We start from the raw sequence: 19,273 nt of genomic DNA on the forward strand, positions 1-19,273 counted from the left end.
CGGCCTGGTTTATCCAGCTCTTTTAGAATGTCCTTAACAGTTGGTAAACCGAATGCATCGCTGGTAAAGGTATCTGGCGACAGGCTTTTTAGAAGCTCGGTATTGCCGATGATGTCATTAACCGCAACAGCGGTCGTATCTACAATTTTATCTACCACTGGGTACGCTTCGGGGTGAACCGCAGAGGCATCAAGTGGGTTTGTGCCGTTTACAATGCGAAGGAAGCCTGCCGCTTGCTCAAAGGCTTTAGGCCCTAAACGTTCGACTTTCAATAGCGCTTTACGGTCTGGGAAAGCACCATTGGTGTCTCTGAAATTAACAATGTTATGCGCAAGTGTTTTATTTAAGCCCGATACGTAGCTCAACAGCGCGGGCGATGCAGTGTTTAAGTCAACGCCAACGGCGTTTACACAGTCTTCAATAACACGGTCTAGCGACTTGCCTAACTGGCTTTGGCTTACGTCATGCTGATATTGGCCTACACCAATAGCTTTAGGTTCAATTTTAACCAGCTCTGCCAGCGGGTCTTGCAAGCGTCGAGCGATAGACACTGCGCCGCGGATTGACACGTCAAGGTCAGGCAATTCTTTTGAAGCAAGCTCAGAGGCTGAATACACCGATGCACCCGCTTCACTGACCATAATTTTCTGTGCAGTAAGCTCGCTGTTGTTCTTGAGCATTTCGCCAACGAGTTTGTCTGTCTCGCGCGAGCCAGTACCGTTGCCAATGCTGATTAAATCTACTTTGTATTGCTTGCACAACGTGGTGAGCGTGCGAATAGATTTATCCCACTGGTTTTGTGGTGCATGCGGGAAAATGGTGTTGGTTGCGACCACTTTTCCTGTGCTGTCTACGACCGCTACCTTAACGCCAGTTCTCAAACCAGGATCTAGGCCCATAGTGGTTTTTGCACCTGCAGGCGCGGCCATCAACAGGTCGTTTAAGTTTTTAGCAAATACCTCAATGGCTTCCTCTTCAGCGCGTTCTCGAAGGGCGCTGAATAGCTCAGTTTCCATGTGTAAACCAATTTTGATTTTCCACGTCCACTGTACAACTTGTGCTAAGAAGTCATCTGCACCACGGCCGCGGTGCATAATATCGTAATGGCTGGCAATAATATGTTCGCAATGTGACGGGCCGTTGTCTTCTGACTGCGGGTCGGCATCTAGCTGAATGTGTAGCATGCCTTCGTTGCGGCCTCTAAACATCGCCAGCGCGCGGTGAGATGGTACGTTCTTGTACTTTTCACTGTGTTCGAAATAGTCTTTATATTTGGCGGCTTCTTGCTCTTTACCTGATACAACCGTGCTTTTTACATAAGCGTTTTCAGTTAAGTACTTGCGCACTTTTGCCAGCAGTGTAGCGTCTTCGGCGAAGCGCTCCATTAAGATATAGCGGGCGCCTTCTAATGCTGCTTTAGTATCAGCAATGCCACTATCTGCGTTAACGTATTCGCTTGCTGCACTTTCAGCATCGGTATCTGGGGTAGAGAATAAGGTATCAGCGAGAGGTTCAAGGCCTGCTTCAATCGCTATTTGGCCTTTAGTGCGTCGGCGAGGCTTGTACGGTAAGTACAAATCTTCCAAGGTAGTTTTGCTGTCAGCACTGGTGATACTGCTTTTAAGCTCGTCGGTTAGTTTGCCCTGTTCCTCGATAGATTTAAGGATTACATCGCGGCGCTCTTCAAGCTCTCGCAGGTAGGTTAAGCGCTGCTCCAAGGTACGCAGCTGTGTGTCATCAAGGCCTTGTGTCACTTCTTTTCGGTAGCGCGCGATAAAAGGTACGGTAGACCCTTCATCAAGAAGTTTAACAGCGGCAGTTACTTGCGAAGGTTGAACGCTAAGTTCATCTGCAATTTTATTGATAATCATAAGTCGCTCTAAGATACTAAAAATTCGCGTCAGGCAATGGCGAACAAACGGTGTGTGAAAGGCTTATATACACAGCGTCGGTAGTGAAAATAGGAGCGGTGAGTATATCACCGCGGTGTAGGGGAAGTCGTCTGATCATTGTGTTACAAATGGGTGATTAAATAGGGCATATTAGTGCTCACAGTTTGTCTGTTGCGTCGTACCAAATACGGTTTATCCACCACTCTTTCGTGCCCGTTTCGGTTTTTACAACAAACTCATCGTCTTCTTCTTTGCCAAGCAGTGCTCGCGCCATCGGAGAGTCGATAGAAATGTAATCCTTTCGGCCGAAAATTTCGTCGTAGCCCACGAGCCTAAGTTCCATCACCTTGCCCGCTTCGTTTTCAATTTCAACCCAGGCACCAAAGAAGACCTTACCCTCTTGCTGTGAATCGTAGTCCACAACCTTTAGGTTTTCCAAGCACTTGCGAAGGTAGCGTACGCGGCGATCAATTTCCCGTAGCTTCTTCTTATTGTACTGGTAGTCGGCATTCTCGCTTCTGTCACCAAGGCTCGCTGCCCAGGTTACCTTGCGAGTAATTTCAGGTCGTTCTTCACGCCACAAGAAATCCAGTTCTTGTTTAAGCTTTAAGTAGCCCTTTCGAGTGATAAGCGGTGTTTTCACAATGTCCTATAAATAATCCAGCTAATTACCCCTACTTTATGTGGGTAATAAGGCAAAACGCAATCTTTCTGTACGTCAAAAAGTGACAAAAGAGACAGATTGAATAATTATTGAACATAAACCTTTCGTTTAGTGTCGTAGTATAAATAATAGTCAAACCATTAGGGGAAATGAATGCGTAACAGGATACCAATGTTGAACCGTCGAAGGTCGGGGAACGATCCGTTCCAAACCAGCGGTACTATCATCGGTTTTATGCTGTTTTTAAGCGGCGCGCTGTTATTGTTGTATGCCTTGCTTGATATCGTTGTTCGCTTAAATAGTATGCAAACCGTGATATATCTTATTTTAGGTTGTGCTATGTATAAGGTGGGTCAGTCTCTGTTAAATCATTTTGCTACGTTTAAGGTACACACTGAAAGACGGCGCGCCCCTCAGCGTTAAAACCTTTTGTTTTAAGCACCAAGTTTTAAGGCGAAATTGTTCCAAAAAGGCTTGGAATAGACCGTGAAATTTGGTCGATTTAGACTAAGCTTAATAGTGTAATTCGAGGCACCAAGCATATTGAATAACCCACTTTACTATTTGGGTACGCGCGTGGTGAAAATCCACTGGCTCGTAGGGAAAAGGTAAGCAAGGATCACGCTGACTCACTAAAACAAAAAAGCCGACGCTATGCGTCGGCTTTCTCTTTTTCTTAAAGCACTAACTTATTCCGTTGGCGCTTCTGCTTCAGGCTTAACCACTTCTAGCAACTCAACGTCAAAGATAAGCGTCGAGTTTGGCGTGATTGCGCCAGTAGAACGCGCACCATAAGCAAGTTCAGATGGGATATGGAAGCGATACTTTGCGCCTTCTTTCATCAATTGAACGCCTTCAGTCCAACCAGAAATAACGCGATTAAGTGGAAATTCTGCTGGCTCGCCACGTTTGTAAGATGAGTCGAATTCTGTGCCATCTAGCAAGGTGCCACGGTAGTGAACTTTAACCATGTCTGTCGCTTCTGGGCTTGCACCCTCGCCTTCTTCAAGTACTTCGTACTGAAGACCAGACTCGGTAGTTACCACGCCTTCTTTCTTACCGTTTTCTTCTAGGTAAGCTAGGCCAGCTTCAATATTTTTTTCAGCGGCTTGTTCCGCCATTTCTTGCTGCTTAGCGCGAAGTACTTCTTCGCCTTGTTGAGCGATTTGCTGAATCTGCTCTGGCGTAAACTTAAGGGTGTCGTTTAGACCGTCTTTAAAGCCTTGTTGTAGCGCATCTTGGTCTAATGTTAAACCCAGTTGCTCTTGTTGTTCGGCACGGTTGCTAACGAACAAACCCATGCTTGCGCCCATGGCGTAAGCTTGCTTTTGCGTATCTGTCATTTCTTCTGCTGAAACAGAAGTTGTTTTTGCACTATCAGCGCTTGTAGAAGCGGCCTCATCAGATGTATTTGGCTGGCAAGCGAAAAGGCCTAGCGCAGCGATAGTAGATAAGGCAACGAGCGACTTCTGCATAAAAACGTCTCCATAAATTTTTATCATCATGCGTCTATGTCTATACTGCTGCATCCAAGGCAGTGTGCACGATAGTTAAAGATGCGTGATCCATGCTATGTTAAACCTAGCGTTTACAAAGCGAAACCCATTTGATTATGTTTAGGCCTCAAATGTTCCATAGAATAGCGTTACTCATCGTACTTATAGGTAATTCCATGGGATGCTCTGTCCCTGATACTACGCCAATACAGCAGTGGCGTCATGTAGAAGAAGGCGCCTATGCCGCAGATATTTCTACCGACGGCACGTTAGCGGTGGTTTCTGGCGTGAATAATGGGGTAAACGTATGGCGAATTGGACAAACTGAGCCCCTTTATCACTGGAGCCACCAAGGTGAAGGTGACAACCTGGTCATGTCAGTGCACATTAGCGCCGACAAACGCTATGTTGTGACCGCTGACCGCGAGGCGTTTGCCTTATGGAGTCTGGAGACCGGCGAACCTGAAGGTTTTTGGCGCATCGACGAGTCATCAATTAGAGATGTGGTGGTTACCAATAATGGTAACGGCATACTGGTGGCGCGCTCAAATGGCAAAGTGATGTACTTTGAACCTCGTACTTCGCGTCGACTAGAGTTTTTAGGGCATCAAGAAAAGGTTAACTCCATTGATATTTCCCCTAACGGTAAGTTCGCATTGACGGGGGGCAACGATTACATAGCGTATTTATGGAGCACTGACACTGGGCAAATAATTCATACATTCACCCACCCCACGCGAGTAACAAAAGTAGCGCTTGATGATGAAGGCCGCTTTGCTTTTACTGCGGACAGCCAGAGCAAGTCGCAAGTGTGGAATGTGCAAACCGGGCAGCCTGTGGCATCCCTCAAATATGCAGCGCGTCAGAAAATCTTCACAGACGTTGAGTTTTCCAAAGATGGTCAGTTTTTACTAACAGGCTCTCCCGCCAGAAAAGTATACCTGTGGGATTTGGAAACTGGCGAGCAAGTGCAGTCCATACAGGTTGCTTCACGAGAGTCAGTTTCACCGCCGACCGCAGTTGTGTATGGCGTCGCCTTCCTCCCCAATGATAATATATTGTCTATAAGCAGTAGTGGCCTTGCCGAAGAATGGCAACGAGAGAGATAGAGAATTTACATGACAGAGAAAAGCGCTGAGCATCTACAACAGCAAATAGATAGCGCCAATAGCTATATTGAAGAGCTTCAAACTAAAGTTGCGTTTCAGGAGCACACCATTGAGGCGCTAAACGATGCGCTGTCTTCGCAGCAAAAGCAGCTTGACGATTTAGCCTTTAAAGTACGCCATGTCGTTGACCGCGTTAAGTCTATCGAGCCGTCTAATATTGCTAAGCAGTCAGAAGAAACCCCGCCTCCGCATTACTAGAATAATTGAAGCGCAGTAGCAATTGCAGCGCGGTATTTATTTGGAGCACGTCCATTGGCGATGACACTTATTGTGGGTCGCTCATCGTGGGGTGAGGCCTGTAAAGACATCAAAGGCGCTTCGTTGATGTGCAGTAGTGTTAAAAAAACATCACGCTAGTTCATCTTGTTATGAGTTAGGCGAAGTCTTCATTTAGCCAGGATATACATTTGAATTACACTTGCGCCCCGATACAAAGGCTTCAGCAAAAAGAAGCCTTTTTTACTATTTAAGAGAGTGAGTTATGAGCGATTTTGATATGGATGCGTTTGATAGCATCGATTTTGACTCTGTTGAGCAGTCAGTAGCAGAGAAACAGGCTGAAAAAGACAAGCAAGAGAGTCAAGAGATTGAAGGTATGCGCGACGGCGCCAACGACTGTGGCGATAGCTGTACTATTTAAGAGCGCTCAGCGGCGAGGGCTCTTAATTTTCAGAGCCTTCCGGCGCTTCCAACTTATCCAGCTCGAGTCTATCCAACTCTATACTTTTCTCCACATCGCCGTTAAAAGCTTCGATAAATGCATTTTTTAAAATCGCGGTAAATGCCTCCCATGTTTGGGTGTCAGGGCTTGATAAATCGCCTTCAACAGGAATGCGTGTGGCAATTTGCTCTTCGCTTTGGTTTTCAAACAGTTCGGTGACAAACGCGGAAATGGCTTCGATACTGCCTTCAATAAAACCATCGCCGTCACGTTCAATGTCACCCTTCCAAGAAAATACCTCCACATTATGCAAAATGGGTTTGATATAGCCTTTTACTTTCCCTTCATTAGACGCCACTTCAGCCGCAAGCGTGAGTGTGCCGGCTTCCAGATCAAACGGTGCGTAGGTATCAAGTAGGTTCTTAAAGTTCACTAGTCCAACGTTGTCAGCTTGAATATCAACGTCAAATGTGGGGGCTGTTGTTGCGGGGTTGAGTTTAGCGTTTAAGGATATCGTGCCCTGCTGTGCCGTTTGTCCTTGCGCTTTGGCCGTTGCTACACGTGAGTCTGACAAGTTGTCGCTATTCACCAAGTTATTCACTTCAAGCTGAATATCATGAAGCGCAATGTCGATAGCCGGAGAAGTATCGGGGTTGTGGAAAGCGACTTTTCCTTGGTTAATAGTTAGCTTATCGATGCGTAACGGGAAGAGTTGGTCGGCGATAGATAACCAGTTTTCATCCTTACCAGACTGGCTTCTCTCCTCCGTGTTGCCGTCTACAAAATTAATCTCGGGGGAATTAACAATTACTTTTCCCACCGCTGCACCTTTGAAAAGCTGTGACCATGAAAGCGTAAACTCCACATAGTCAGCTTTAAATAGCGGCCTATCTACTTGCCCGTTCGCCTTATAAAGCAAAACATGTTCTAAACTGTATGCGCCGCGCCATAGCATTAAATCTACATCGCCCACGCGGCCGTTATACTCTTTTGACTGACTCAGCGTCGTGTTGATGTATGAAGCTGCGGCGTAAGGCAAGTAAAGTCTTATGGCAATAAGCGTAAGCAACAAGGCTATAAGGACATAGCAGACACGTTTTTTAGCATGTTTCATATTTCACTCCTTTGCGAAGGAAATACAAAAATTATGCCTGAGCAACCTCTTTCGTTAGGCAACGAGGATACCCAGCGTTGGCGTGGCACGAAGAGACGTTTGCAAAAAGCCTGAGCACAGCGTTGTAAGGTGTTACACAGGCTTAACGGTAAGATTTACTGAGACGTGGGTAGGAATGTTAGTGCGGTTTAAAGATGCCAATCACATTTTCGTTTGAGCGTGTGGCGGCACTCACCTTTTCATCAGTTTGCGCTTCATTGTATCCACACGCAACGCACTCCAACTTTTCTACGTTATTTTCAAAATATAACGAAATCGTATCTAGCTCTTGGCATTTTGGGCACGTAGCCCCTGCAACAAAGCGGCGTTTTACACGTTTTGACATACATACACCTTTGGAGAATTTCGCGATTATTATACCTTGAAATGGTAAGTGTTGATCAGCTTTTACCTTAAGTTTTTGATATTATACGCGCCCTAGTTTGTTCCATCACAGGTTACTCATGATAAAGCTTTCAAATGTATCGCTACTTCGCGGTCGCAAAATGTTGCTAGAAGAGGCGTCGGCGCAGGTTTTTCCAGGCCACAAAGTAGCGCTGATTGGCAGCAACGGCTGCGGAAAGTCCACGCTTTTTGCACTGCTGAGAAGTGAGTTAAGTGTCGATGCTGGCGACTGCAGCGTACCGAATGACTGGCGAATTGTAAGCGTGGCACAGGAGACGCCAGCAACTGACCGAACCGCGATAGACTATGTGGTGGACGGTGACAAACATTTACGTAATCTACAAGCGCAATTAGAAGCCGCTGAAAAAAGCGGCGACGGTGTAAAGATTGGCCAAATTCACGGGCAGCTCGAGCAAGCGGGAGCATACGACGTGGAAGCTCGCGCAGCGACCATTCTGTCGGGTCTTGGGTTTACCAATGTGCAGTTAAGCGCACCAGTTAGCGATTTTTCAGGTGGCTGGCGTATGCGCCTAAACCTAGCTCAAGCGCTGCTTTGTCCTTCAGACTTACTGCTGCTTGATGAACCTACTAACCACTTAGACTTAGACGCCGTTATTTGGCTAGAGAAATGGCTTCAACGCTATGCGGGAACGCTGTTGCTGATTTCGCACGATAAAGCCTTTATCGACAACACGGTTGCGCAAATTATCAGTGTTGAACAACAGAAGCTTATCACCTACACCGGTAACTACTCGTCTTACGAAACCCAGCGCGCTGAACGTATTCGCTTGCAAAACATTGAATATGAAAAGCAGCAGCAAAAAGTAGCGCACCTCAATTCGTTTATTACCCGATTTAAAGCTAAAGCGAGTAAAGCTAAGCAAGCGCAAAGTCGTATTAAGCAGTTGGAGAAAATGGAAACCTTGTTGCCAGCCCATATGGCAAGCCCATTTAGCTTTTCTTTTGCGCCGCCGTCGGCACTGCCAAACCCGCTTGTGCAAATGGAAAAGATACAGCTGGGTTACGACGACCATATTGTGCTGCAACAGGTGAAACTCAATTTAGTACCTGGCAGCAGAATAGGTCTTCTAGGTAGAAACGGACAGGGTAAGTCTACGCTAATCAAACTATTGGCGGGTGTGCATGCGCCAAAACAAGGTGTTTTTAATACGGCTAAAGGCCTTAAGATTGGTTACTTTGCTCAGCATCAGTTAGAAACATTAGATGCTAACGCTACTCCGCTTCTTCATTTGCAGCGCATTGACGAAAAAGTCACCGAGCAGCAACTTCGCGACTATCTGGGCGGATTTGGATTTAATGGCGATGAAGCATTAGCGCCCGTGGCACCTATGTCGGGCGGTGAAAAGGCGCGCTTAGTATTGGCGTTAATTGTTTATCAGAAGCCTAACTTATTGCTGCTGGATGAGCCTACCAACCACTTAGATTTGGAAATGCGCCATGCGCTAAATATCGCGCTTCAAGGTTTTGAAGGCGCCATGGTACTGGTCTCGCACGACCGGTTCTTACTCTCCTCGGTATGTGAGGATTTCTATTTGGTAGACAGTGGCGAAGTTGAACCATTTAAAGGCGACTTGGACGACTATCGCGACTGGATTTTAAAACAGCAGGCAGCGGAAAAAGCCAAGGCCAACAGCGACGCCAAAAGCGAAGAGCAACAAGAGACTGGCGCGCAGAGTAAGCCGGAACGCAAATTAGATCGTAAAGAAGAAAAACGCCGTGAAGCCGAGTTTAGGCAAAGGGTTGCGCCACTTAAAAAAGCCATTGAAAAACACGAAAAAGCCATGGAGAAATGTAGTGCTGCTTTGGCTGAGGTGGAAGCGTCACTTGCCGATACTTCGCTTTACAGCGAAGACAAAAAAGCGGAGCTTATGGGCCTACTCGACAAGCAAACTCAGCTTAAGCAACAGCTTGAAGAAGAAGAGATGGCATGGCTAGATGCCCAAGAGCAAATTGAGCTAAAACGAGAAGAGTATGACAATGCCAACGCCTAATATCGAAAACCGCGCGTTTTGGGAGTATAGCGTTTCTCGCTATACCAAAGGTGATATGGCTCCCCTTGCGCTTTTACTGCAAGACAACCACAAGGTTAATGTAAACGTTCTCTTGCTGATTTGCTGGTGTTTAGAGAATAATGTCATCATTAATTTGCCACAGCTTAAGGCAGTGATTGCGGCATCAAATGCGACCGAAGAAAAGTTACAGTATCACCGTGCAAGGCGGAAGGCTGCGAGCCCCGAAAAAGGCGGAGACCAAGCAGAATATGACGCACTCAAAGCACAAGAGCTAGAGCTTGAAAGACAGCAGCAGCACGATATTGTTGCGTCGTTCAATGAGCAGCCAGTCACGCATCTGGGTCAAGGGCAATCTGTATCGTCTAACGTATTTAACGCGTCTATCGCAGCGTTTATAAATGCATACGGACTGCGAGACAACAACGAGGCGCGCCAACTAGTGAGCCTAGTGGTTAACCAACTATCGTAAAAACACAATAAGAAAACAAAATGAGTAAATCAGCGCTATCGCATGGAAAGATAATAAAAAGCAGCTTCAAGGTGCCAGGGTGGGCGAAGAACCGTCATGTGCAAACCATATGGCCGCGTTTTATTCAAAAGCGGTTGCCTTTGTCTTACGACATGGAGCGTCTCACATTACCCGATGACGACTTCGTCGATGTGGCGTGGGGGCCAAAACCGCAGGAAACATCGGGTATCGTGGTGATGTTTCATGGTTTAGAAGGCAGCATTAAGTCGCATTATGCGAACGATATGATGGCTCAATTGTCAGTGAATGGTTGGCAGGTGGTGATGATGCACTATCGCGGCTGTAGCGGCGTGCCAAATTTAAAAGCGCGGGCGTATCACAGTGGAGAAACAGAAGACCCCAGCTTTTTCTTAGAGTGGCTTCACGATAAATTTCCACGAATTCCTAAAGTGGCCATCGGCTTTTCCCTTGGCGGCAACATGCTATTGAAACTGTTGGGCGAAAACCCTGCGCAAAAGTGGCTTAAGGCAGCGATTGCCATTTCTTCACCTCTTAAACTTTCTGAATGCGCTAAATCAATTAACCAGGGTTTTTCTCGCGTATATCAAAAGTATTTACTTACTAGCATGAAGGATACGCTGCGTAAGAAAATGGAGTACATCGATTATCGCAAGCTTATACAGCTAACAAAAACTGATGTGGAAGAGATCACCAGCTTTACCCAATTCGACGAGAAGATCACAGCGCCGCTTCACGGCTTTGCAGACGCTCAAGACTACTATGAAAAGTGTAGTGCGTATCACTTTTTAAGCGCGATCCACTGTCCTACACTGGTATTGCATAGCATTGATGACCCCTTTATGAATCACTTAATTGTGCCTAAGGAAGAAGAGCTTGCGCGCAACGTTACCGTGGAGCTAAGTGAACGAGGCGGTCACGTTGGGTTCATGCAAGGTTCTATATTAAATCCTAAAGTATGGCTGCACGAACGGGTGAAACGTTTTGTAAGTGAAGCCTTACCTGTAAATACTACGTGTCGTTATGTCAGCCGCTAATGTTGATGTCCTAATAATTTACCCAAACGCTTTTTATCAGGAGTGTGAATGATAATCCCCATTGACGCGCTAGAAGCCGATACGCTTTATAGCTTGGCTGAGTCTTTTGTTCTGCGAGAGGGCACGGACTACGGCGCTGAAGAAGTTGCGCTAGATGTGAAAGTGCAGCAAGTGTTAAACAGACTCAAGTCGGGTGAGGCGGTGCTGGTCTATTCAGAGCTTCATGAAAGTGTAGATATCAAAAGAAAAGAAGATATTGAGCCAAGCGAAGCTGAAGAACAATAGACACAAAAAAGCCGGGTCGAGCAACCCGGCTACCTACCTGAGGAGAGGAAGGCTTAAAACGCGTAACGTGCAGTTACCTGCATAATGTCTAAATCATCAATGATTCTGTAGTTTGCACCCACAGCCCATTGTGGCGTGATGTAATAGTTGGCGCCTACTCTAAATGTCGCTTCACCATCGTCTACATCGTAGTAGCCAACTTCACCCGCCAGCTCTACCTGCTCTGTGATCATCGAGCGAAGGCCAGCATTAATGCTGTAACCTGTTTCGTCGTTTACGTCACCGTCAATACGCTCTAAGTTGGCACCAAAATACGCGTCTGTTGTCGCGTTAACAGGTAAACGGTAACCCGCACCTAGTGTCAGCATATCAAAGTCAAAGTTGCCCTCTTCAAAGAAGCTATACTCGCCGTTTAGGTACCAGTTGCTGTTTAATAGGTATTTACCGTTAACGGTTAAACCGTCTGGTTCAAAAGACTCATTGTCGTCAAAGTCCATTTTGGTGTAACCACCTTCTACGTAACGCCAGTCAGGCTTGTCGGCCATAGCTGTAAGAGGAAGTGTTGCCGCAGTTAGTGCTGCTGCAATAAGTGTGAATGATTTACGCATGTGATAACTCCTTAGTATGTTAAGTAACCCACCTTGTTCATCGCGAATGTTCTCGGTTTGTTATAAATGTGCAAACCCAAGCGCAAGTCAGCGCTTAACAGCGCGCTACAAAAGGCTACTTGGTTGATGAACACAAAGCCGTACTTGCCTTCATGCCATCTTTGTTATTTCCGTTAAGAAATAGTGTCCGATTTATTTATCAACATGATGAATAGCAAAGCGTTTGCCAACTTCGTACTAAATCACTATTTTGATATGTCTTAATTTATCTATGTCGCTAATATTTATAGATAAAATACGTCTGGCTTTTTAGAGGCTACACATTTGAAATGTTCAAAATCAAAGTTTGATGTATTCCTAGTAAAACGTTGGCACATAAAACTGTCTCTAAAAAACAACAGTTATCCTTTTGTCTAACTCATCGGACATTTTTACAAGCCAGTGTTCTCCACTAATCCACAATGTGTGTGTTTGTAAAGCATTGTAAATTATGAAAAATATAAAAAATAACGGCGACTATTTCGTGTTGGAACAGCTTTTGCTCAAGTCTCTGTGTGTTATCCAACATTCACTTTAGCCCTTCGGCAAGGAATTCGGTTTTTCACGATATTAGTGGATAAAGAAAGGAAGAGAGCGCCTTTCTCGCGTGGCTTCAATCAATACCGTTTTTGTAAAAGACGCTTTCAGTAAGTAAGGCGTGTAACGAGTTATTGATGGTCATCTGGATAACCATTGTTTTCATAAGGAGAGGACAAATGGCTAAGCCAGTTTCAATTTTCGGTAAAGATTTACAAACGAATGTGCGCCAGCGCAATAAGCTGTCACACCTTCTTTTAGCGATGAGCAGTGTCATCGCATTATTTGCGTTTCAACAAGCCGGTGCAGTTGAGGTTAACAACGACAATCAGCCTCAAAAAGCATCGCCGGTTCTTCAGTCAATTATTGATGCTGCACGCCAGTCAGCGACAGAGAGCTACGAGCAGGACGATCACGGGTTAAACAGCAAGCTTAAAGAAATTGACTACACCACGTATCGTTCAATTCGCTTCAAGCCCGAGCAGAGTCTTTGGCATGGCGAGAATGACTACGAACTGCAGTTTTTTCACCCGGGTTTTTTATATGAATACCCTGTCACTATCCACACTATTGGTGAAAGCAATAAGCCTGAACGCCTAGCGTTCAACAGTGACATGTTCAACTACGACGGGTCTGCGTCGGGGTTAGCTGGGCTAACGGACGAAAAGTCAGGCTTTGCTGGATTTCGCGTTCACTACCCTATCAAGAACGAAGAGTACAAAGACGAATTTGCTGTATTTTTGGGGGCATCGTACTTCCGTCTTGTAGGTAAAAATCAAGTGTACGGTATCTCTGCACGAGGTCTTGCGATTGATACGGCGCTAGCCAAAGGCGAAGAGTTCCCCCACTTCACTGAGTTCTGGGTCATAGAACCGAGTGAGGGTAAACCTATTACTGTTTATGCGCGTCTTGAAAGCCCTTCTGTAGCGGGCGCGTACAAATTTGTTATACAGCCTGATATTGATACCAGCGTTAAGGTAGAGAGTTGGTTATTTGCCAGAGATGACGTGAGCAAGCTAGGCATTGCACCGTTTACCAGTATGTTCTTGTATGGCGAGAACACAGAAAAGCGCCATGACGACTATCGTCCAGAGGTGCATGATAGTGACGGTGTGCTTATGGTAACTCACGCTGGTGAAGAAATTTGGCGTCCACTGACTAATCCTGCACGCCTTCAAGTCACGTCACTTAGCGACGCAAACCCTAAAGGATTCGGCATGCTTCAGCGCGACGGCGAATGGGATAATTACCTCGACGCAGAGGCTAATTACCATATACGCCCGGGGCTTTGGGTGACGCCAGAAGCAGGTTTTGAGAAAGGCCGATTAGAAGTCGTCGAAATTCCGACTAAATCCGAAATTCACGACAATATCGTGGCATTTTGGACGCCTGAAAAGCCATTCAATTCGGGCGAATCACTGTATTTCGCTTACGAGCTTAAAACCGTAGAACAAAATCCGTTTGTCAGTGAACTGGCCTCAGTAGTACGTACCCGCCAAGGCAAGGCTGTGTTGCCGGGTGACGAGTTTAAAAACGACAGTCTAAATACGACACGACAGTTCAGCGTGGACTTCAGCGCGCCTTCTGCCATTGCTTTTGATAACGAGTCGATGAAGTTGGTGGTACAGGGTACTAACGGCACGATTTCTCAGCAGCGACTTTACCCCGTTGCTGACGGACAAGAGTGGCGGGCCACCTTCTTTGTTAAGCCGAAAGAAAAGCAGACGGTAGATATGCGCGCTTACATAGAGAAAGACGGTAAACGTGTGAGTGAGGTTTGGAATTATGTCTACCAACCAAAATAATTGCGCTTGCATAGCGGTATCGGACGAGGCTAAAGCCGTGCCTCAGGTTAAAAGTGATGGCACTGCACGTGCTTCACATTTCATCTTAAAAGGAGAGCATATGCGTTTGTTTATCATGGCAATGCTAGTTATTCCAAGCACGGCACTGGCCGGTTGGAGTTTGTACGAGATCTTTTTACCTAACGGCCTTACCAACTTAGAGATTGCACAGTTAGGGTTGGGGCTAACCCTGTTCGCATGGTTGTGTATGGCGTTTTGGACAGGCATTATCGGTTTCTTTCTGCAGCTTTTTAACATCGACCCGTTGAGCTTGCGCAGAAATCAAACGCCTCCTGATACTTCTGTGTCATTAACGCAAAAGCACGCTGTCGTCATGCCGGTTTATAACGAAGATACCCGCCGTATTATGGTGGGGTTTGAAGCTTGTATTCGCGAATTAATGGAAAGTGACAACAGTTCTAAATTCGACTTTTTCATGCTCAGCGACACCCGCGATATGGAAAAAGCGGATGCAGAGCTACGTGCCTTTTCCCGACTGAAGAAACGTTTAGGTGCCTTCTCTAGCCAAGTGTTTTACCGTCGTCGCGAACAGAATCTGCACAGAAAAGTGGGCAACCTCAAAGAGTTTTGTGAACGCTGGGGTGCAAACTACGAGTCGATGATTGTGTTAGATGCTGATAGCGTGATGAGCGGTGAGCGCATGCAAAACTTGGCGCGTCGTATTGAGCAAAACCCTGATACGGCGTTAGTGCAGACCATTCCAATGCCGGTACGTCAAAACACCTTCTTTGGTCGTTTTGTGCAGTTTGCTGCTCACCTTTACAGCCCAATGTTGGCGACAGGTCTATCGTTTTGGCAAACAGACAGTGCAAACTATTGGGGGCACAATGCCATTATTCGTATTGCACCATTTATGCAGCATTGCGGGCTACCTACCCTCGAAGGACGCGCGCCTTTTGGTGGTGAAATTTTAAGTCATGACTTTGTTGAGGCTGCGCTACTGCGCCGTGCTGGCTGGCAGGCCTACTTGCTTACCGACACCACGGGCAGCTATGAAGAAGTGCCAAGTAACATTGTTGACTACGCAATTCGCGACCGTCGCTGGGTGCAGGGCAACATACAGCATTTAGGGTTATTGAACGTTAAAGGTCTTAAAATGGCAAACCGCCTGCACTTCTTATTTGGTGCGTTTGCGTACATCTCTTCACTCATACTATTTTGCATGTTGTCGCTAGGTACAGCAGATGCGTTAATTCGCGCCACGTCAGTGCCAGAGTTCTTCGTGTCTGAATACCAGCTTTTCCCTAGTTGGCAGGTAGCGCGCCAAGACATGATGATGGTAACCATGTGGGGTACGGCGGCCTTATTATTCTTGCCTAAACTTCTCGGTATTACTTTAGCTTTAATAAAACGTCGTGGCGAATTTGGTGGCGCGTGGTCTTTGCTTAAAGGGGCAGCAATTGAATTAACTATGGCCGTGCTTATTGCGCCGCTAATGATGTTCTATCACAGTTATTTTGTGATTAGCGTTTTTGTTGGCCACTCTGTTAAATGGGAAGCGCAAGAGCGTGAAGGGCGCAAAGTGCCATGGAAAGTTGCAATTAAACACACGCAAATTATGAGCTGTTTAGCGGTAGCGTGGGGCGTAACGACCTTCTATTTTACCCCGTCGCTATTTATGTGGTTGTTACCCGTATTAGTAGGCATGGTGTTAGCGGCGCCGGTTATCCGCTTAACAAGCAGCGATAAACTAGGCATAGCCATGCGTAAGTGGGGCGTGTTTGTCATTGACCAGGAAGTGAATGAGTGTAAAGCACTTAAGCGTTTACGCGTTGCAATGGGGTATTTCGCTATATCACAGCACAAGGCAGAAGTACCTGCGCTTCCTGATAACGTGTGGCAGAGCATGCCAGAGCAAGTACTAAGTCAAAAGCCTTTGCCTATGCGTCACAGGCTTCCTAACAGCGCATAATAGACTCACAGTAGATATCAAAACAAAAAAACCGCACATGTGTGCGGTTTTTTATTGCGTTTAGTCACGTGCCACCTAGCTTTTTATCGATAGACGGCGGCAATAACAATGTTTTATTGAGTAAACGTAACTGAAAACGTTACGGGTACTGTTGTTGTTATGCTCTTAAGCCCTGCAATTTTTTGAAGTGCAGCTACGCCTTCAGCAAGTCCAAAAGACTCTGCTTTAATTAACGTTGGTGACGTGGTTGATACGGTAAGCGTATCGTCGTTTACTTTACTTGCTTTAACAGCAAATGACGTAGGAACGGCTTTTCCGTGCAACATCAAAATACCGTCTACCTTCCCGTTAACAACTTGGCCCGATTTCAGGTTCATCATCGACTCAGGCAAGTTGGCCTCAAATGTCGCTTGTGCAAACTTGGTCACGTTGAACAGCATCTCTTGCATTCGCTTGTTGCGAATATCAATGGCTGTATTCACTGACGATAAGTCAACCGCCACGTTAAGTTTGCCACCGTCAGACAGCGTACCATCAAAGCTATCAAACTTATGTACTTCGGTGACTTGTGCATTCTTCGTCGATAAGAAGTGTAGTGCACTTGTTTCGCCGTCTATTGACCAATCGGCTGCGGCGGGAAATGCTAGCCCACATGCGAGCAATGCTGCAGACAACGTGCGAATACGTGTAGTCATCATAGGTTACTCCTTTTACTTTTTGGTTCCATCTGGCTTGATTTAACCACTACCAGAGTAATGTGGCCCAGCAACATTACTACGCTATTATACGTAGGTTAACACGCTGCGCTAAGTAAATTATTACGCGCTAGTGCTGATGTGGGTTTACGAAGTCATCATACTGGACTACATCTTGCCATGGCACCCTTTGATCGCCCATTACCACAAAATCTGGGTTCTCTAGCGAATGACGCTGATTGTAGGTAAGAGGTTCGAAGTTAGCGGCGGCAATACTCCCACCCGCTTCAGAAACAATGCATTGCGATGCGCCAGTGTCCCATTCGCCGGTAATACCGATGCGCATAAACACATCAGCTTTTCCTTCGGCAATAAAGCAGGCTTTCAGGGAACAGCTTCCCAATGGAAGCGTTTGATATACGCGCTTGGCGCACATTCTGCTGAGCACTTTTTCTCTCGACTGACGACGGCTTATTGCAATCATCACCACACTATTTTTAGGGTCGTCTAGCTTGCGTACGCTTATTGGGTGATCGCCATCAGGTGATGACTTAAACGCACCTTTGCCTTTCTGGGCGTAATATAGCGACTGCCCTGGCGGCCAAAAGATAACGCCTATTGTCGGCTCATTATTCTCTATTAGCGCAATGTTTACTGCGAAATCACCGCTTCTAGCAATGAATTCTTGGGTTCCGTCGATGGGATCGATTAACCAGTATCGAGGCCAATGCTTTCGCTCTTCTAGACTTGCATGTTTGTTTTCCTCTGAGAGGATTGGGATATCAGGCGTTGCGGCTTGTAAGCGCTTGTTGATGATATCATTTGCCAAATAATCTGCGCTGGTAACGGGAGACTCATCGTCTTTTTGATAAGCGTCAAACTCCCCTTTATCGTATACTTCTAATACGGCTTCACCCGCTTCGATGGCAATTTCTTTCGCAAGTTCTAGTAGGTCGGCATGGGCGTCATCGGGCATTGTTTATTGTTCCTTAAACCACTTTTGAGCTAAAAACAGCGCGGCTATACAGCGTGCTTCTACAAAGTCTTCTCGTGCAAGTAAAGCATCTGCTTCATCTAAAGGCCAGTGAATCACCTCAAGAGGCTCAGGTTCGTCGCCTTCAAGTTGCTTTGGATACAAGTCTCGAGCCAAAACAATGGTCATATTGGCGTTAAAGAAAGTGGGCGCCATGCTGACCTTATGAAGCTCCACAAGATCATTGGCCGCGAAGCCTGCCTCTTCTTGTAGTTCGCGATTAGCAGCTTCAATGGCAGTTTCGCCAGGGTCTATTAAACCTTTTGGGAAGCCTAGTTGATACGAATGTGTGCCGGCAGCATATTCACGAATTAACACCATGGTGTTTTCATCAAGCATAGGCACTATCATTACCGCGCCCCTGTTTCCGCCAGCCATCCGCTCGAATTCACGGGTGGCGCCGTTCGAAAACTCAAGGTCTAAGCGTTCTACCCTGAAGAGTTTGCTTTGCGCAACGATTTCACGAGAATGAATTTGTGGTAACGGTTTGTTCGGATCAATTTTTGGCATGTCTATCGCTACAACTTTGTTATCATACTTGTATACAATTTCTTAGCTTACTTCATTATAAGGAAAATCGCTTGCCCTTTCTGCCCTGGAATGAAATAGAAACTGTACTGTTAGACATGGACGGCACTTTGCTGGACCTTCATTACGACAACCAGTTCTGGCTACATCATTTGCCTAAACGATTAGCACAAATAAGAGGAATTTCAGAGGCGCAGAGTCAACGTGAAATGACTGCGCGATATGAGTCAGTATTCGGGCAAATTCAATGGTATTGCTTAGATTACTGGGCTGAATCTCTCGAAATGGACTTAGAAAATGAGTTTATGCCGCTGAAGCGTGAGCTGGCACATTTGCTCGCCCTTCGTGACGATACAATTCCGTTCCTTGATGCGCTTCATGACTCAGGCAGGCAGGTGGTATTAGTGACCAATGCGCACCCAAACAGTTTGGCGCTAAAGATAGAGCATACCCAGCTCGACGCACATATCGACAACCTCATCTCTACCCATGAGTTCGGCGTAACCAAAGAGTCTCAGCTGCTATGGGAAAGATTACAGGCACGGGTAAAGTTCGATGCCCATCGCACTTTATTTGTCGATGACTCACTGCCAATTCTAAATGCGGCAAAGACATACGGTATTAAACATTTACTTGCTGTCGATAACCCTGATAGTACCTTGCCAAATCGCAATATTAGTGAGTTTCCAGCGGTGCGCGATTACCGTTTAATGCTAGAAGATATTAAGCAGAACCCTGTTGGGACTGTTTCGAAAGGACGTTTTTAAAGGACGA

Annotated in this window: 20 protein-coding genes; 11 read left to right on the forward strand and 9 right to left on the reverse strand. The window is 46.2% G+C overall.

What is annotated here, in order from left to right; all coding sequences use genetic code 11:
• On the reverse strand, positions 1–1,871 hold a 1,871-nt coding region (locus QVA83_RS07265; protein ID WP_287498289.1), incomplete at its 3' end, for a Tex family protein.
• 178 nt (positions 1,872–2,049) lie between these two features.
• The gene (gene greB, locus QVA83_RS07270; RefSeq protein WP_014951337.1) at positions 2,050–2,535 is read right to left on the reverse strand and encodes a transcription elongation factor GreB; all 486 of its coding nucleotides are present in this window, start codon (positions 2,533–2,535) and stop codon (positions 2,050–2,052) included.
• A gap of 174 nt (positions 2,536–2,709) precedes the next feature.
• Between greB and QVA83_RS07275 the strand changes: the two genes are divergently transcribed.
• Positions 2,710–2,979: a hypothetical protein gene (locus QVA83_RS07275; protein ID WP_170826521.1), complete on the forward strand. Its 270-nt coding sequence runs from the start codon at positions 2,710–2,712 to the stop codon at positions 2,977–2,979.
• A 266-nt stretch (positions 2,980–3,245) separates the two neighbouring features.
• On the opposite strand, the gene fkpA is transcribed toward QVA83_RS07275, so the two are convergent.
• Positions 3,246–4,031 carry an FKBP-type peptidyl-prolyl cis-trans isomerase gene (gene fkpA / locus QVA83_RS07280; protein WP_014951335.1) on the reverse strand — a complete coding sequence of 262 codons (786 nt, stop codon included), beginning with the start codon at positions 4,029–4,031 and terminating at the stop codon, positions 3,246–3,248.
• A 197-nt stretch (positions 4,032–4,228) separates the two neighbouring features.
• Between fkpA and QVA83_RS07285 the strand changes: the two genes are divergently transcribed.
• The 3 genes from QVA83_RS07285 (at position 4,229) to QVA83_RS07295 (ending at position 5,861) form a co-directional block, all read left to right on the forward strand.
• A complete protein-coding gene (locus QVA83_RS07285) occupies positions 4,229–5,161 on the forward strand; it encodes a WD40 repeat domain-containing protein (RefSeq protein ID WP_156079153.1) in 933 nt (310 codons plus the stop codon).
• A gap of 9 nt (positions 5,162–5,170) precedes the next feature.
• On the forward strand, positions 5,171–5,419 hold the full coding sequence (locus QVA83_RS07290) for a SlyX family protein (RefSeq protein WP_156079025.1): 249 nt from the start codon (positions 5,171–5,173) through the stop codon (positions 5,417–5,419).
• Positions 5,420–5,702: 283 nt separating this feature from the next.
• A complete protein-coding gene (locus QVA83_RS07295) occupies positions 5,703–5,861 on the forward strand; it encodes a hypothetical protein (protein ID WP_012520154.1) in 159 nt (52 codons plus the stop codon).
• A gap of 22 nt (positions 5,862–5,883) precedes the next feature.
• On the opposite strand, the gene QVA83_RS07300 is transcribed toward QVA83_RS07295, so the two are convergent.
• Positions 5,884–6,996, reverse strand: coding sequence for a DUF748 domain-containing protein (locus QVA83_RS07300; RefSeq protein ID WP_039228740.1), 1,113 nt, complete (start codon positions 6,994–6,996; stop codon positions 5,884–5,886).
• Positions 6,997–7,174: 178 nt separating this feature from the next.
• Complete coding sequence (locus QVA83_RS07305) at positions 7,175–7,381, reverse strand: YheV family putative zinc ribbon protein (protein WP_012520152.1); 207 nt, start codon at positions 7,379–7,381, stop codon at positions 7,175–7,177.
• A gap of 118 nt (positions 7,382–7,499) precedes the next feature.
• Between QVA83_RS07305 and QVA83_RS07310 the strand changes: the two genes are divergently transcribed.
• Genes QVA83_RS07310 through QVA83_RS07325 form a run of 4 tightly spaced genes read left to right on the forward strand, consistent with a single transcriptional unit; the run spans position 7,500 to position 11,282 of the window.
• Positions 7,500–9,452, forward strand: a complete 1,953-nt coding sequence (locus QVA83_RS07310) for an ATP-binding cassette domain-containing protein (RefSeq protein ID WP_156079024.1) — start codon at positions 7,500–7,502, stop codon at positions 9,450–9,452.
• The gene (locus QVA83_RS07315; RefSeq protein WP_231513130.1) at positions 9,433–9,942 is read left to right on the forward strand and encodes a TIGR02444 family protein; all 510 of its coding nucleotides are present in this window, start codon (positions 9,433–9,435) and stop codon (positions 9,940–9,942) included. Before QVA83_RS07310 ends, QVA83_RS07315 begins: the two co-directional genes overlap by 20 nt.
• A gap of 20 nt (positions 9,943–9,962) precedes the next feature.
• Positions 9,963–10,997, forward strand: a complete 1,035-nt coding sequence (locus tag QVA83_RS07320; RefSeq protein ID WP_014951329.1) for a hydrolase — start codon at positions 9,963–9,965, stop codon at positions 10,995–10,997.
• A 48-nt stretch (positions 10,998–11,045) separates the two neighbouring features.
• On the forward strand, positions 11,046–11,282 hold the full coding sequence (locus tag QVA83_RS07325) for a YheU family protein (protein ID WP_014951328.1): 237 nt from the start codon (positions 11,046–11,048) through the stop codon (positions 11,280–11,282).
• Between the two features lie 53 nt (positions 11,283–11,335).
• Here QVA83_RS07325 and QVA83_RS07330 read toward each other — a convergent pair whose 3' ends face one another.
• Complete coding sequence (locus tag QVA83_RS07330) at positions 11,336–11,890, reverse strand: outer membrane beta-barrel protein (RefSeq protein WP_014977785.1); 555 nt, start codon at positions 11,888–11,890, stop codon at positions 11,336–11,338.
• A 755-nt stretch (positions 11,891–12,645) separates the two neighbouring features.
• Here QVA83_RS07330 and QVA83_RS07335 point away from each other — a divergent pair.
• A complete protein-coding gene (locus QVA83_RS07335) occupies positions 12,646–14,271 on the forward strand; it encodes an OpgD/OpgG family glucan biosynthesis protein (protein WP_156079023.1) in 1,626 nt (541 codons plus the stop codon).
• Complete coding sequence (gene mdoH / locus QVA83_RS07340) at positions 14,252–16,243, forward strand: glucans biosynthesis glucosyltransferase MdoH (protein WP_287498290.1); 1,992 nt, start codon at positions 14,252–14,254, stop codon at positions 16,241–16,243. The genes QVA83_RS07335 and mdoH overlap by 20 nt, the downstream gene beginning before the upstream one ends.
• Positions 16,244–16,356: 113 nt before the next feature.
• Here mdoH and QVA83_RS07345 read toward each other — a convergent pair whose 3' ends face one another.
• The 3 genes from QVA83_RS07345 to nudE form a co-directional block, all read right to left on the reverse strand.
• Positions 16,357–16,941 carry a YceI family protein gene (locus QVA83_RS07345; RefSeq protein ID WP_014977782.1) on the reverse strand — a complete coding sequence of 195 codons (585 nt, stop codon included), beginning with the start codon at positions 16,939–16,941 and terminating at the stop codon, positions 16,357–16,359.
• A gap of 127 nt (positions 16,942–17,068) precedes the next feature.
• Complete coding sequence (gene cysQ, locus QVA83_RS07350) at positions 17,069–17,914, reverse strand: 3'(2'),5'-bisphosphate nucleotidase CysQ (RefSeq protein WP_014951323.1); 846 nt, start codon at positions 17,912–17,914, stop codon at positions 17,069–17,071.
• Positions 17,915–17,917: 3 nt separating this feature from the next.
• Positions 17,918–18,481 carry an ADP compounds hydrolase NudE gene (gene nudE, locus QVA83_RS07355; protein WP_014951322.1) on the reverse strand — a complete coding sequence of 188 codons (564 nt, stop codon included), beginning with the start codon at positions 18,479–18,481 and terminating at the stop codon, positions 17,918–17,920.
• Between the two features lie 71 nt (positions 18,482–18,552).
• Between nudE and yrfG the strand changes: the two genes are divergently transcribed.
• On the forward strand, positions 18,553–19,266 hold the full coding sequence (gene yrfG, locus QVA83_RS07360) for a GMP/IMP nucleotidase (RefSeq protein WP_014951321.1): 714 nt from the start codon (positions 18,553–18,555) through the stop codon (positions 19,264–19,266).
• Positions 19,267–19,273 lie beyond the last annotated feature (7 nt).

The organism is Alteromonas sp. AO-Serp, from assembly GCF_017849675.1.
GTDB lineage: Bacteria > Pseudomonadota > Gammaproteobacteria > Enterobacterales > Alteromonadaceae > Alteromonas > Alteromonas macleodii.